Below are 12493 nucleotides of genomic sequence, written 5' to 3' on the forward strand. Positions count from 1 at the left end.
TGTTCAGGCCGGCATCTCGCCGGCATGGGCGGCGCGCAGCAGGCGGGCGATGTCTTCGCGGCGCGCAGGGCGCGGATTCGCGTAGGCATCGGCGAGCGCGCGCTCGGCGGCTTCGTCGATGCCGTCCGAGGGCATGCCGATCGCAGCCAGGGATGTCTTTGGACAGGTGGCTTGCAGCAAGTCATGCAGGGCCGCGCCGGCGCCGCGCGAGGCCGGCGCGCCGAGGGCGGCCGCGACGCGTCCGAGCTCGGCAGGCGCGGCCGCCTCGTTGAATGCCGCCACATGCGGCAGCAGCACGGCGTGCATCGGCCCATGGGGCAAATCGAAGCGGCCGCCGAGCACGTGGCAAAGCTTGTGGTGCAGGCCCATCGAGACCATGCCCAGCACCGTCCCTGCCAGCCAGGCGGCGTAGAGCGTCTGCGCGCGTGCGGCGAGGTCGTCCGGCGAATCGACGGCGGCCGGCAGTCCTTGCGCCATCGCCCGGATGCTTTCTTGCGCCAGCAGCATGGTGATCGGATTGCCGTCGGGCGCGTACATCGCCTCCACGGCGTGGGCGATCGCGTTCATGCCGCTCGGGCCGGTGACCTCCGGCGGCAGCGAGCGCAGGTGCTGCGGGTCATAGAGCACGGTGCTGGGCAGCACACGGGGATCCCGGCCCGTGCGCTTGACGCCGTCGGCGCTCAGGCCCCAGATGGGTGTCATCTCCGAGCCCGCATAGGTGGTCGGCAAGGCGAGGTAACGCATCCCGTGATGCAGCGCGAGCGCCTTGGCCAGTCCGATGGTCGAGCCGCCGCCGACCGCCACCAGCAGGTCCGCGTCGGCGTCCCGGACCACCTGCGCGGCGCGCTTCACCGTCGCTTCCGGCACGTGCATGACGGCGCCGTCATGGATGCCCGCGCCCCGCGCGCCGAGATCGCCGAGCACCCGGCCCGCCAGATCGTGCTGGTCCGGCGTGCAGAGCACCAGCGCCCGTCGCGCGTCCAGGCGCTCGACCTCCGCGAGGACCTGCCCGGTCGATCCGGCGCCGAAGACGACCCGGACCGGCCAGAAGCGCGCAACGAAGTCATTCAGTTCGCCGTGCATTCAGGTCTCCAGCAGGCTTGCCGTGCCGAGGTCCAGGCCGCGCCGCGCCATGGCTGCGCGTGCCGTGTCGGTCGAACCGAGATCGGCCAGGAAACCGTGGCCCGCGCCCTGCATCACGTGCAGGTCGATCGCGTTGTTCGCGCGGGCCTGCGCCTGCAGCCGCGAGAGGTTCTGCGGACCCAGCAGCGCGTCCTCGTCGCCGACGACGACCGTGTGCCGCGCCCGGACCTGCGGCAGATAGTCGAACGGGACGTCCAGCGGATCGCGGTTCTCGAGGCCCTGCGGAAAGGGGTAGTAGGCGACGAGGCGCGACACGACCTGCCGTCGCGCCAGCTCGAAGACGAAGAGCCCGCCGAGGCAGAAGCCCGCCACGCCGTCGATGCCCTGGCCGGCGATGAAGCCGATCAGTTCCTCGACGTAGGTGCGGTCTGCCAGTCGATGACGTCGCTGGAAGGCGGCCTCCCGCGTCGGCACGGCCAATTCGCCGAAGGGCGCGAACGGGTCCGCCAGGAGCACTTCGCTGGCACCCTGGGCCGCGAGGTACGCGGCATAGCCGCGATAGAAGGCATTGCAGCCGTAGATGTCCGGCAGCACGAGGAGGCGAGGGCCCCGGGTCGCGCCGGCGTAGCGCAGGGCGCAGATGGCACCGTCGATGCTCCCCGTGGAGGCGGTCTGCGGGAACAGCGCGGGAGCGGTGTCGTGGCACATGGGCGGCAGCCTCTCGCGGTCTCAGCCGGGGGACTTCTCGATCACGAAGTCCAGCGTCATCGCCTGCATGCCTTGCTCCATGGCCGGCGGCATCACGAGTTCGGGCTTGACGCCGTTGCAGCAGTCGCTGTCGACCCACTCGCCGCCTTCGAAGTAGTACTGCGTGGTCAGTGCCTCGAAGCCATCCTTGCGGATCTTGAAGTGCACGTGCGCGGGGCGCCAGGTGTGGCTTCCCATCATGGTGAGCAGGGCGCCGGTCGGTCCCTTGTTCGGGATCTGGTAGGGCGCCGGCAGCGTGGTCTGCACGCGCCATTGGCCCTGCGCGTCCGTGCGGACCTTGCCCCGGTAGTAGTCGACCGGCATGTCGCCGTGGTAGCCGCCGAAGCCGCTGTACCGGCCGTCCGGCGTGGAGTGCCAGATGTCGATGACCGCATCGCTGACGGCGCGCCCTGCATCGTCCTTGACGGTGCCATGCAGGAGCAGCGGCTTGTGGTCGTCGCTGTCGTAGGTCTTGAGCTTGCCGTCGACGAAGGGGGCTTCCTCCTTGAAGTAGGGCCCCTGGATGGCGGGCGCCGACCCGCGCGTGGCGGCCGCTTTGATCTCGACGATCGTGCTGTTGAGGAAGACATCGCAGAGCAGGCCCATCTCCTTGGCCTCGGCGACCTGCATCATGTACATCACGCCCGCCCGGTACTCTGATTCGGTCACGTCGTGTTCGACCAGCACCTTGCGCACGGCCTCGATCATGGCGCTGGCGATCTCGTGGACTCGGGGATTCGTCATGGGGTTCTCTCTTGAAGAAGATGAATCGGATGGATGGAAGGTCTCAGGCGGCAGAGCGGCCGATGCGATGGGGCGCAGCGCGGGCGAAGCGCCGCACCTGGTTCTCGTCGAGCCGGATCCCGAGGCCCGGGCCTTCGGGGAGCCAGAGGGCGTGGTCCTTGTAGACCGCGGGGACTTCACACAGGTCTTCTTCGACCAGCAAGGGGCCGATGACTTCGCCCCCGTAGGGCAGCGCTTCGATCGAAGCAGCCAGCTGCATGTTGGCGGCCGTGCCGATCGAGGTCTCCAGGAAGGTGCCCATGTACACGTGCATGCCGCCGGCATTGGCGATGTCGGCCATGGCGCGCGCAGGGCGCATGCCGCCGGTCTTCATGATCTTCAGCGACACGAGCCCGGCCGCGGCCCGCTTCACGACCTCGGTCGCGTCGTGCAGGGACTGCACGCCTTCGTCGATCAGCAGCATGCTGCGCGCCTGCCGGTTGATGCGGGCCATGGCATCGAGATTCCAGCGCGCGACGGGCTGCTCGATGATCTCGATGCCCGCCGCCTCGAGCGGCCCGAGCGCCCGCATCGTCGTCGGCTCGTCCCAGGCTTCGTTGGGATCGACGCGCAGGCTCGCCTTGCCCTCGAGCTCCTTGGCGATCGCCAGGGCGCGCCGCAGGTCCTGCGCCAGCGGCAGCGCGCCCATCTTCAGCTTGAAGGCGCCGGCCTTGCCCGCCTCCAGCATGCGCAAGGCCTCGTCGACCTCCTGCCGCACGTCGCCCGTCGCGAGCGGCCAGGCGACGCTGAGCCGGTCGCGAAAGCGGCCTCCGAGCAGGACGTGGATGGGCGCGTCGACGATCTTGCCGACCGCGTCCAGCAGCGCCATCTCGATGCCGGTCTTGGCGAAGGCGTTGCCGGCCACGCGAGCATGGAGCTTGGCCATGATGCGCGAGGCATCGAGCACGGGTTCGCCGACGACGAGCGGCGCCAGGTAGTGGTTGATCGTGGCCTGGATCGCCTCGACGCTGTCGCCGCTCCACCAGGGGCCGCAGGGCGTGATGGACTCGCCGATCCCGACGACGCCGCCCTTCGTATGCAGGCGCACGACCACGCTGCTCTGGTGTTTGGCGCCCAGGCGGGCGAACTGCTGGATGCGGCGCAGCGGCAGGTCGACGATCACCGTCTCGACCGCTTCGATCTCCGCCGCGCTGCGGTCGGCGCTGCTGTCTCGGCTGTCGGCAATGGCTTTTTCAGTGAGCATGCCGCCAGTCTAGAAATTCAGTGCCATATGGTCTAATACCTTCGATCAGCGCCAGCGATACGAGATCGGTATGGCTGCGCTGAGGCGGGGCCAGGGCACCAGGAGTGAAAAATGGAGTTTCGACAGCTTCGCTACTTCGTCGCTGCCGCGGAGGAGGGCAACGTCGGCGCGGCCGCCCGGCGGCTGCATATTTCGCAGCCCCCGGTCACGCGGCAGATCCATGCGCTCGAGCAGCATCTGGGCGTGTCCTTGTTCGAACGGAGCGCGCGCGGCGTGCAGCTCACGCCCGCCGGTGCCGCGTTTCTCGAAGATGCACGGCGCATGCTCGAACTGGGCCGGACCTCCGTCGATCGCTCGCGTGCCGCGAGCCGCGGTGAGATCGGCCAGCTCGACATCGGCTATCTCGGCACGGCGATCTACCAGACCGTTCCGGCGCTGCTCCATGCTTTCACGCAGGCGGTCCCCGGCGCCACCGTCTCACTGGCCCTGATGTCCAAGGTCCGGCAGATCGAGGCGCTGCGCGCCGGCACGATCCATGTCGGTATCGGCCGCTTCTATCCGCAGGAGCCCGGCATCACCGTGGAGCACCTGCACTACGAGCGCCTGCACATCGCGGCGGGTTCGAGCGTGGCCCGCCCCCTGAGCCAGGACCCCAGCCTGCGACGGCTGCGCGGCGAGTCGCTCGTGCTCTTCCCCAAGGAGGGGCGGCCGAGCTTTGCCGACGAAGTGATCGCGCTGATGCGCCGAGCCGGCGTCGAGCCACGCGTCATGGCGATCGTCGAAGACGTCAACGCCGCCCTCGGGCTCGTGGCGGCGGGTGCCGGCGTGACGCTGGTCCCGTCGTCGGTGGCCGCGATTCGGCGGCCCTTCGTCCGGATGATGGAAATGACCGATGCGAGCGCCAAGGTGCCGGTCAGCCTGACCTACCTGACCGACTCTCGCGTACCGGTGCTTCGTGCATTCCTCGATGTGGCGAGACGCGCGAAGGGGCAGAAGTAGGCGGGATGAGGCGTTGCATCGCAAACGCGCTACACTGGTTCGATGAAGACTGCCAGCATTCCCTCCGTGCGCGTGGAACCCGAGTTTCGCGATGAGATCGAGCGGCTTCTGGGCGAGGGCGAATCCTTGTCGCAATTCGTCGAGGCCGCGGTGCGCGCATCTGCGCGGCAGCGAAAGAACCAGGCCGAATTCGTTGCCAGAGGGGTCAGTTCCCTGGCGAACGCAAGAAAGACCGGCGAATACTTCGACGCTGGCGAAGTCATGCAGCGCCTTCGAAAGAAGCTCGACCTGGCGAAAACGCGGCGGGCGACCGCATCCCGTTGACCTACGGGATACGCTTCACGCGGCAAGCGCTCGAAGACCTGGAGCGTCTGTACGACTTCGTGCTCGAACGTGAGCTCCGTCGCGGAGGTGATCTGGCCTTCGCCGAGCGAGCGATCGAGGCCATCGAGAACGGGATCGCTGCATTGAGCTTTTCACCTGTTGGCGCCGACCGAAAACTGAGCCACTTATGAGGGTTGTGCCGACCCAAAATTGAGCCAGGTGTTCAACCTACTCTGCTGTTTTTTTGTGCAGCAGAGGACGAGGAGTGATCACCATGGACATGATTGGCAGGATCCGGCGTTTGCATGCCCGGAAGAACAAATCGGAGCGCGAGATCTCGCGCATGACGGGGCTGTCGCGCAACACGGTTGCGAAGTGGCTGCACGGCGAGGTGGATGGCCCGCCGAAGTACCGGCGCGGGGAGCAGCCGAACAAGCTCACTGCGTTCCACGAGGCGCTCAGGCAGGCGTTGAAGGCCGACGCCCGGCGGCCCAAGCGCGAGCGTCGCACGGCCAAGGCGCTGTACGCCGAGATCAGGGGCGCTGGCTACGACGGTGGCTACACGCGGGTGACCGACTTCATCCGGGCGTGGCGCCAGGGCGAAGGTCAATCTGCGAGCGCCAACGCCTTCGTGCCGCTGGCCTTCGAGCTCGGCGAAGCCTTCCAGTTCGACTGGAGCGAGGAAGGGCTGGTGGTGGGCGGAATCTACTACCGCATGCAGGTCTCGCACATGAAGCTATGCGCTTCGCGGGCCTTCTGGCTGGTGGCCTATCCGAGCCAAGGCCATGAGATGTTGTTCGATGCCCATACCCGCAGCTTTGCAGCCCTGGGCGGCGTGGCCCGGCGCGGCATCTACGACAACATGAAGACCGCGGTGGACAAGGTCAAGAAGGGTAAGGGCCGGATCGTCAATGAGCGCTTCGCGACCATGTGTGCGCACTACCTGTACGACCCGGACTTCTGCAACGTCGCCAGCGGCTGGGAGAAGGGCGTCGTCGAGAAGAACGTGCAGGACAGCCGCCGGCGCATCTGGATCGACGCGGCCAAGCAGCGCTTCGGCAGCTTCAGCGAACTCAACGCCTGGCTGGGCCAGCGGTGCCGGGCGTTGTGGGACGAGGTGCGCCACCCCGAGCACGAGCAGTTCAGCGTGGCCGAGATGCTCGAACACGAGCGGGCGCATCTGATGCCCATGCCGGCGCCGTTCGATGGCTACGTCGAGAAGCCCGCGCGCGTGTCCAGCACCTGCCTGGTATCGGTGGCGCGCAACCGCTACTCGGTGCCGTGCGAGCTGTTCGGGCAAATGGTCAGCACCAGGCTGTACCCGGGCAGCGTCGTCGTGGTGGCCAACGACCACATCGTCGCGCGCCACGACCGCCTGAGCAACGCCGGCGAGACGCGGTATGACTGGCAGCACTACATCCCGCTGCTGCAGAGGAAGCCCGGCGCGCTGAGGAATGGCGCGCCGTTCGCCGACATGCCCGAGCCGCTGCAGAGGCTGCGCCGTGGGCTGCTGCGCAACCCGGGCGGCGACCGCGTGATGGCGCAGGTGCTGGCCATCGTGCTGAGCGCCGGGCTGGACGCGGTGCTGGTGGCGGTGGAACTGGCGCTGGAGACCGGGCCGCCCGGCAAGGTGAGCGTGGAGCACGTGGTCAACGTGCTGGGGCGCCTGAATGCGGTGCCGATGCCGCAGACGGCTGCGACGCAGCTGAAGGTGAGCACACCGCCGCTGGCCAACACGGCGCGCTACGACAGCCTGCGTGCCGACAACGCCACCGAGGAGGCCGGCCATGACGCGTGACGTGACGGTTGAACTCAAGGCGTTGCGTCTGCATGGCATGGCCGGCGCCTGGGCCGACCTGGTGGAGCAAGGAACGAACGCAGGGGTGGACTCCTCGCGCTGGTTGATCGAGCACTTGCTGCAGGCCGAGGGCACGGATCGCGCCATGCGCTCGGTCAGCCACCAGATGCACGCCGCGAAGTTCCCGGTGCATCGCGACATCGCCGGCTTCGACTTCGAGGTCTCGCCGGTAGATCGCAAGCTTGTGAGCACACTGGCCGCAACCAACTTCACAGACGACGCACACAACGTCGTGTTGGTGGGTGGGCCGGGCACGGGCAAGACGCATCTGGCCACGGCCATCGGCGTATCGGGCATCACCCGGCATGGCAAGCGCGTGCGGTTCTTCTCGACGGTCGACCTGGTCAATGCACTGGAGCAGGAGAAGGCGCAAGGCAAGGCCGGGCGCATTGCATTGAGCTTGCTGCGCATGGACCTCGTCATCCTGGACGAGTTGGGCTACCTGCCGTTCAGCCAGGCCGGCGGGGCGTTGCTGTTCCACCTGCTCAGTCGCCTGTATGAACACACCAGCGTGATGATCACGACCAACCTGGACTTCGCGGAGTGGTCCAGCGTGTTCGGCGACGCGAAGATGACCACCGCGTTGCTGGACCGGCTCACGCACCACTGCCACATCGTGGAGACGGGCAACGAGTCGATCCGCTTCAGCCGCAGTACGGCAGAGGCCAAGAAGCGCATCAAGGCGCGCGAGCAGGCCCGCAAGGGCAGCAAGTCCGAGCTGCCGCAGGACGACTTCTGAAGCGGCGCCGCGCGGGGAAATCCGCTACGGGCTACGCCCTGCGCGGCTTCCCCCGCGCGCTCAACTCAACATCGAGGAGGTCAAAGAGCCAGGACAGACCTACACTTATCCACCGCCGGCCCTCTGAAGGCCGGCCCCCACCCCTGGCTCAATATTCGGTCGGCACGGTGGCTCAGATTTGGATCGGCGCCGACACCCCAAGGCGATCAGAACCAACGGCCCGAGGCAGCAAGCCGAGGCGAGGATGGCGGCAAGCCCTCCAGTGAAGAGCGCGCCGCGCCCGGTTTTTGGTTCAGACATGCGCTTGTCCTTTCGAATTGAAATTGGATAGCGTAACCTTACTTCCGTACTCATGTACGGAGTCAAGCGATATGGAAAACAATTTGGAGAACCTGACCATTGGCGTTTTCGCCAAGGCGGCCGGGGTCAATGTGGAGACCATCCGTTTCTATCAGCGCAAGGGCTTGTTGCTGGAGCCTGACAAGCCCTATGGCAGCATCCGCCGCTATGGCGAGGCGGATGTAACGCGGGTGCGCTTCGTGAAATCAGCCCAGCGGCTGGGCTTCAGCCTGGATGAGATCGCCGAGCTGCTGCGGCTGGAGGATGGCACCCATTGCGAGGAAGCCAGCAGTCTGGCCGAGCACAAGCTCAAGGACGTGCGCGAGAAAATGGCTGACCTGGCGCGCATGGAGGCCGTGCTGTCTGAGTTGGTGTGCGCCTGCCATGCGCGAAGGGGGAACGTTTCCTGCCCGCTGATCGCGTCACTACAGGGTGGAGCAAGCTTGGCAGGTTCGGCTATGCCTTAGCGTGCTTTATTTTCCGTTTTCTGAGACGACCCCTGCCTCGCCGGAAGTGGCGATGCTCGAGAAAAAAAGCCGCCTCGATCTCGGGCGGCTCCAGGGGAGGGCAGGGGGGCGATCACCGCTTGCAATGCACCAGGTCGTCGTTCACCCACGCACTTTCGACCAGGCCGTTTTCGCGCAGCTCGTCGCACGCTTCGCCTACCTGCTCGCGCCACTTCTTCGGCCGGGTGGAATCCGAGCCGCACATCAGCCGGAACGTCTCCAGCTTGAGCGGGTACGGCTCCTTGTGGGTGGCGAAGTAGTCGAACATGCGCCGCGCGGTGGGCGACAGCTTGCGGTACTTCTCCCACACGAATTTCGTGTAGTGGTCGCCGGCGAACAGCACCACGATTTCGGCGTCGATCTCGACCTGGCAGCGCGACGTGCGCTTGCCGCGATCCAGGACGCGGAAGCGCCGGATCAGCGACACCGATTCGAGCCGGCCGATGCGTTGGGATGAGAACTGCATGGCCGACGCCTGGAGCCGCGTCAGGCATTCCTCGGCCCTTGTGTAGTACCGACCGTTGATTGACCAGTCCAAGTCCTGGCAAAGCTCGTAGAACGTGAAGGAAACCGGCTCTCCGAGCGCGGTGCGCTTCGCGTACTCCAGCACCTGGGCGAATACCAGCTCGTCGTCGTCGGCGCGCAGCTCGATCCCGGTGTAGGTGATCTCCACGTCTTTGTTGACGTGGTAGATCGACTGGCCTTGCAGCGCGGCGCGCGGCACCTTCTTGTTGCGGACGGTGAAGATCGCCGACCGCCCGAAGTCGTTGGGCAGTGCCCGCATGTGATCCGGCCAGGGAGCCAGGTCGAACAGCGAGAGCTGCATGTCCTTGATCTGCTGCTTCGTGTGCTTGAGCAAGGCCGTCTGCTTGGCCTCGCTGACCTTCTCGGCCAGCTCACCGCCGGCCGTTCGCTTCTTGGTCGCCATCGCACTACTCCGTTTGTCCTGGGCCAGCGCGCCGATCTGCTCGGCCATCTTGTTCACGGCGGTGCGCGGTTCGGGCGGCAGGCCCATCGTGCGCGCAAGCTCGGCCGATTCCTGCGCCATGCGCTCGGATCGCTCGACGGCGGCACTTGCCGGCGTCGGTAGCTTCGGCGGCAAAGCCGCCTCGTTGTCGCCGGCCGTGGCCGGCAGCTCGAAGAGGGAACCGGCGGGGCGGAAGGCCCCGCCGGCGCTGCCCGAGTCCCTGCGAGCGGCGGCGGTACGGGCGGCAAGGTCGGTGGCGTCGGCTTCGCTAAGCCCGCCCTCGATGAGCTTGCGCCTGTATTCCTGCTCGTTGAACTCGTTCTGCATCTAATCTCCCTCCTAGCATACTGCCCGGCCGTGGCCGGGCCTGGCCTTACTGGCCGCCGCCTGGCGCTTTGGTGTCCAGGTATTCGATTTCCTCGGCGATGAAATCGAAGCCGTATTCGGTCTTGCCGTCCTTCTCGTACTTCGTCGGCTCGATGCGGCCCTGGACGAACACCTTGGAGCCTTTGCCCAGGTACTTGCCCGCGTTCTCGGCCAGGCCGCCGAACGACTTGATGCGGAAGAAGTCCGTCTGCTCCTGCTTCGCACCGGCTGCGTTGCGCCACACGCGATTGACAGCCAGGTCGAAAACGGCGCGGGCGCTGTTTTCGCTATGGCGAACGTCGGTATCGCGGGTAAGATTACCGATAAACTGGAACAGGTTGTGGCTCATTCGTCATGCTCCTTTCGCTAATGGAGTCGTCAGTTTAGCTAAACCTGCGTCCGTGGTCAAGAACTTTAGCGGCTAAAATTTTCTGCCGCCCGCACCGAGAAGGCATACGGGCCTTGTACAACTACATCTTCTTCACGAACGTGCTCCGGCTGCTCGATGAGCGGCACATGACGAAAAAGGAGCTATCGGACAGGTCGGGGGTTTCGATCTCCTTCCTGTCCGATCTCACTACTGGCAAAGCCAACCCCTCCCTAAAGGTGATGGAGGACATTGCGCAGGCCCTTGAAACTCCCCTGCCGCTCCTGCTTGAATCGACCGACCTGGACAAAGAAGCCCTTGACACCCTGGCCGGCGGCAAGGCACCCCGAAGCCTGCCGCCAGGCTTCGAGCGCGTGGCGGCCGTGCTGCCAGAACACCAGGCGTTCATCGTCAAGAAGTGGGGCGAAGCGACAAGGAAGAAACTTAGAGGGAGTTGACGCCAGGATGTGAGAAGGGAAGGGAAGCGGCGCGGAACTGAGCCACAAGAGCCAGCCAAGTTTTAGCCGCTAAAGCCCGCCGGGGTGGCTCAACCCCCGGACAACCCATAACGCAAACGCCACGGGTTCGGCGCGAGGGCGCACGGAGCATGCGCCGCGTTGTCGCCTCTTTCGCCCCTGCAATCCGCGATGCAACGTCGCGGCCGAAGTCACCCTTGTGCGCTTCGGTGTTGCGGTCGAAATTAGTTCGGTATATCGTATGAACCTGTGTAGAATGCGCGAAACGCAACGGCATACAGGGCATACGGAATGACCGACCAGAAACCAGAACACAACAGCATCAAGGAACGGGCGAAGAAGAAGCTCGAACGCGACATGGGGCCGGAGCTGCTGGCCGCCCTCAACGATCCCAAGACCGTTGAAATCATGCTCAACGCGGACGGCAAGCTCTGGCTCGAACGCCTGGGCGAGCCGATGAAGTGCATCGGCACGCTGCGCGTCGCGCAGGCGCAAGCCATCATCGAAACCATCGCGGGCTACCACGGCAAGGAAGTCACGCGCTCCAAGCCGATCCTGGAAGGCGAGCTGCCCCTTGATGGCAGTCGCTTCGCCGGCCAGCTCCCGCCGGTTGTGCCCGCACCCACCTTCGCCATTCGGAAGAAGGCCGTCGCCATCTTCACGCTCGATCAGTACGTCGAACGCGGAATCATGACCGCGCCGCAGCGCGAGGCATTGATTGCAGCGGTGCGCGCGCACCGGAACATCCTTGTGATCGGCGGCACCGGCTCGGGCAAGACCACGCTGGTGAACGCGATCATCAACGAGATGGTGATTCAAGACCCGACCGAGCGGGTTTTCATCATCGAGGACACCGGCGAAATCCAGTGCGCCGCCGAGAACTACGTCCAGTACCACACCAGCATCGACGTGAACATGACGGCGCTGCTGAAAACCACCCTCCGCATGCGCCCCGACCGAATCCTGGTCGGCGAGGTGCGCGGCCCCGAAGCCCTTGATCTGTTGATGGCCTGGAACACCGGGCACGAAGGAGGTGCTGCAACCCTGCACGCAAACAACGCCAAAGCTGGATTGGATCGGCTCGCCATGCTCATCAGCATGCACCCCGATTCCCCGAAACCCATTGAACCGCTTATCGGCGAGGCGGTTCACGTGGTTGTTCATATCGCCCGCGTCGAAGGCTCGCGGCGCATCCAGGAAATCTTGGAGGTTTCCGGGTTCGCCAACGGCCAGTACATCACCAAAACCCTCTGACTAGGAGTTACGACCAATGCAAGCAACCTTCCCGGCATTCCGCCTCAACCGCAACGCCCTGTTCTACATGGGCCTCTTCGCCCTCCTGGCGTTCTTCCTGCTGGCCCCCCAGCACGCATTCGCCTCCGAGGGCACCGGCGGCTCTCTGCCGTATGAGAGCTGGCTGACCAACCTCCGCAACTCCGTCACCGGCCCGGTGGCCTTCGCGCTGTCGATCATCGGCATCGTGGTCGCCGGCGGCATCCTGATCTTCGGCGGCGAACTCAACGGCTTCTTCCGCACGTTGATCTTCATCGTCCTGGTCATGGCCCTGCTGGTCGGCGCGCAGAACATGATGAGCACGTTCTTCGGCCGTGGCGCGGAAATCGCCGCCCTGACCGATGGCGCGCTGCACCAGGTCAAGGTCGCCGCGCTGGACGTGGCCGGCTTCCCCGGCGAAGCCGTCATGCGCTGGGCCGAGCGCGGCCACATCGCGGGGTAA

15 protein-coding genes and 1 pseudogene are annotated in these 12493 nt (G+C 65.8%); 9 read left to right on the top strand and 7 right to left on the bottom strand.

Annotated features, from left to right (window positions below):
* Positions 1-3: 3 nt before the first annotated feature.
* From E0W60_RS36565 to E0W60_RS36580, 4 genes are read right to left on the bottom strand one after another with little or no spacing between them, the layout of a single operon-like run.
* Positions 4-1083 carry a maleylacetate reductase gene (locus E0W60_RS36565; protein WP_015061679.1) on the bottom strand — a complete coding sequence of 360 codons (1080 nt, stop codon included), beginning with the start codon at positions 1081-1083 and terminating at the stop codon, positions 4-6.
* The gene (locus E0W60_RS36570; RefSeq protein ID WP_015061680.1) at positions 1084-1791 is read right to left on the bottom strand and encodes a dienelactone hydrolase family protein; all 708 of its coding nucleotides are present in this window, start codon (positions 1789-1791) and stop codon (positions 1084-1086) included. It lies immediately after the preceding gene.
* A 21-nt stretch (positions 1792-1812) separates the two neighbouring features.
* Positions 1813-2574, bottom strand: a complete 762-nt coding sequence (locus E0W60_RS36575; protein ID WP_015061681.1) for a chlorocatechol 1,2-dioxygenase — start codon at positions 2572-2574, stop codon at positions 1813-1815.
* 43 nt (positions 2575-2617) lie between these two features.
* Complete coding sequence (locus E0W60_RS36580) at positions 2618-3817, bottom strand: muconate cycloisomerase family protein (protein WP_015061682.1); 1200 nt, start codon at positions 3815-3817, stop codon at positions 2618-2620.
* A gap of 111 nt (positions 3818-3928) precedes the next feature.
* Here E0W60_RS36580 and E0W60_RS36585 point away from each other — a divergent pair, with 111 nt between their 5' ends.
* From E0W60_RS36585 to istB, 5 genes are all read left to right on the top strand, one after another.
* Positions 3929-4816: a LysR substrate-binding domain-containing protein gene (locus E0W60_RS36585; RefSeq protein ID WP_015061683.1), complete on the top strand. Its 888-nt coding sequence runs from the start codon at positions 3929-3931 to the stop codon at positions 4814-4816.
* A 42-nt stretch (positions 4817-4858) separates the two neighbouring features.
* The gene (locus E0W60_RS36590) at positions 4859-5140 is read left to right on the top strand and encodes a YlcI/YnfO family protein (RefSeq protein ID WP_015061684.1); all 282 of its coding nucleotides are present in this window, start codon (positions 4859-4861) and stop codon (positions 5138-5140) included.
* Positions 5137-5331, top strand: a complete 195-nt coding sequence (locus E0W60_RS36595; RefSeq protein ID WP_135707788.1) for a type II toxin-antitoxin system RelE/ParE family toxin — start codon at positions 5137-5139, stop codon at positions 5329-5331. The genes E0W60_RS36590 and E0W60_RS36595 overlap by 4 nt, the downstream gene beginning before the upstream one ends.
* Positions 5332-5414: 83 nt before the next feature.
* Complete coding sequence (gene istA, locus E0W60_RS36600; RefSeq protein ID WP_005800234.1) at positions 5415-6938, top strand: IS21 family transposase; 1524 nt, start codon at positions 5415-5417, stop codon at positions 6936-6938.
* The gene (gene istB, locus E0W60_RS36605; protein ID WP_005800232.1) at positions 6928-7737 is read left to right on the top strand and encodes an IS21-like element helper ATPase IstB; all 810 of its coding nucleotides are present in this window, start codon (positions 6928-6930) and stop codon (positions 7735-7737) included. The genes istA and istB overlap by 11 nt, the downstream gene beginning before the upstream one ends.
* A gap of 195 nt (positions 7738-7932) precedes the next feature.
* Here istB and E0W60_RS37995 read toward each other — a convergent pair.
* Positions 7933-8037: pseudogene (locus E0W60_RS37995) on the bottom strand (mercuric transporter MerT family protein); the annotation flags it as partial.
* Positions 8038-8108: 71 nt separating this feature from the next.
* Here E0W60_RS37995 and E0W60_RS36615 point away from each other — a divergent pair.
* Positions 8109-8543, top strand: a complete 435-nt coding sequence (locus tag E0W60_RS36615; protein WP_003131969.1) for a mercury resistance transcriptional regulator MerR — start codon at positions 8109-8111, stop codon at positions 8541-8543.
* Positions 8544-8655: 112 nt separating this feature from the next.
* On the opposite strand, the gene trfA is transcribed toward E0W60_RS36615, so the two are convergent.
* Both trfA and E0W60_RS36625 read right to left on the bottom strand, forming a co-directional pair.
* Positions 8656-9876, bottom strand: a complete 1221-nt coding sequence (gene trfA, locus E0W60_RS36620; RefSeq protein WP_011114072.1) for a plasmid replication initiator TrfA — start codon at positions 9874-9876, stop codon at positions 8656-8658.
* A gap of 46 nt (positions 9877-9922) precedes the next feature.
* On the bottom strand, positions 9923-10264 hold the full coding sequence (locus E0W60_RS36625; RefSeq protein ID WP_000019167.1) for a single-stranded DNA-binding protein: 342 nt from the start codon (positions 10262-10264) through the stop codon (positions 9923-9925).
* 113 nt (positions 10265-10377) lie between these two features.
* On the opposite strand from E0W60_RS36625, the gene E0W60_RS36630 reads away from it, so the two are divergent.
* The 3 genes from E0W60_RS36630 (at position 10378) to trbC (ending at position 12493) form a co-directional block, all read left to right on the top strand.
* On the top strand, positions 10378-10740 hold the full coding sequence (locus tag E0W60_RS36630) for a transcriptional regulator (protein ID WP_011114045.1): 363 nt from the start codon (positions 10378-10380) through the stop codon (positions 10738-10740).
* Positions 10741-11049: 309 nt separating this feature from the next.
* Complete coding sequence (trbB, locus tag E0W60_RS36635) at positions 11050-12012, top strand: P-type conjugative transfer ATPase TrbB (protein WP_000132020.1); 963 nt, start codon at positions 11050-11052, stop codon at positions 12010-12012.
* 16 nt (positions 12013-12028) lie between these two features.
* Positions 12029-12493 carry a conjugal transfer system pilin TrbC gene (gene trbC / locus E0W60_RS36640; RefSeq protein WP_011114046.1) on the top strand — a complete coding sequence of 155 codons (465 nt, stop codon included), beginning with the start codon at positions 12029-12031 and terminating at the stop codon, positions 12491-12493.

Origin of the sequence: Cupriavidus oxalaticus, from assembly GCF_004768545.1 — a bacterium.
GTDB lineage: Bacteria > Pseudomonadota > Gammaproteobacteria > Burkholderiales > Burkholderiaceae > Cupriavidus > Cupriavidus oxalaticus_A.

Excerpts from the sequence above, each read along its gene's own strand:
- istB (WP_005800232.1), top strand. The coding sequence starts at position 6,928 with ATGACGCGTGACGTGACGGTTGAACTCAAGGCGTTGCGTCTGCATGGC.
- E0W60_RS36615 (WP_003131969.1), top strand. The coding sequence starts at position 8,109 with ATGGAAAACAATTTGGAGAACCTGACCATTGGCGTTTTCGCCAAGGCG.
- trfA (WP_011114072.1), bottom strand. The coding sequence starts at position 9,876 with ATGCAGAACGAGTTCAACGAGCAGGAATACAGGCGCAAGCTCATCGAG.
- trbB (WP_000132020.1), top strand. The coding sequence starts at position 11,050 with ATGACCGACCAGAAACCAGAACACAACAGCATCAAGGAACGGGCGAAG.
- istA (WP_005800234.1), top strand. The coding sequence starts at position 5,415 with ATGGACATGATTGGCAGGATCCGGCGTTTGCATGCCCGGAAGAACAAA.
- E0W60_RS36625 (WP_000019167.1), bottom strand. The coding sequence starts at position 10,264 with ATGAGCCACAACCTGTTCCAGTTTATCGGTAATCTTACCCGCGATACC.
- E0W60_RS36590 (WP_015061684.1), top strand. The coding sequence starts at position 4,859 with ATGAAGACTGCCAGCATTCCCTCCGTGCGCGTGGAACCCGAGTTTCGC.
- E0W60_RS36565 (WP_015061679.1), bottom strand. The coding sequence starts at position 1,083 with ATGCACGGCGAACTGAATGACTTCGTTGCGCGCTTCTGGCCGGTCCGG.
- E0W60_RS36575 (WP_015061681.1), bottom strand. The coding sequence starts at position 2,574 with ATGACGAATCCCCGAGTCCACGAGATCGCCAGCGCCATGATCGAGGCC.
- E0W60_RS36585 (WP_015061683.1), top strand. The coding sequence starts at position 3,929 with ATGGAGTTTCGACAGCTTCGCTACTTCGTCGCTGCCGCGGAGGAGGGC.
- trbC (WP_011114046.1), top strand. The coding sequence starts at position 12,029 with ATGCAAGCAACCTTCCCGGCATTCCGCCTCAACCGCAACGCCCTGTTC.
- E0W60_RS36570 (WP_015061680.1), bottom strand. The coding sequence starts at position 1,791 with ATGTGCCACGACACCGCTCCCGCGCTGTTCCCGCAGACCGCCTCCACG.
- E0W60_RS36580 (WP_015061682.1), bottom strand. The coding sequence starts at position 3,817 with ATGCTCACTGAAAAAGCCATTGCCGACAGCCGAGACAGCAGCGCCGAC.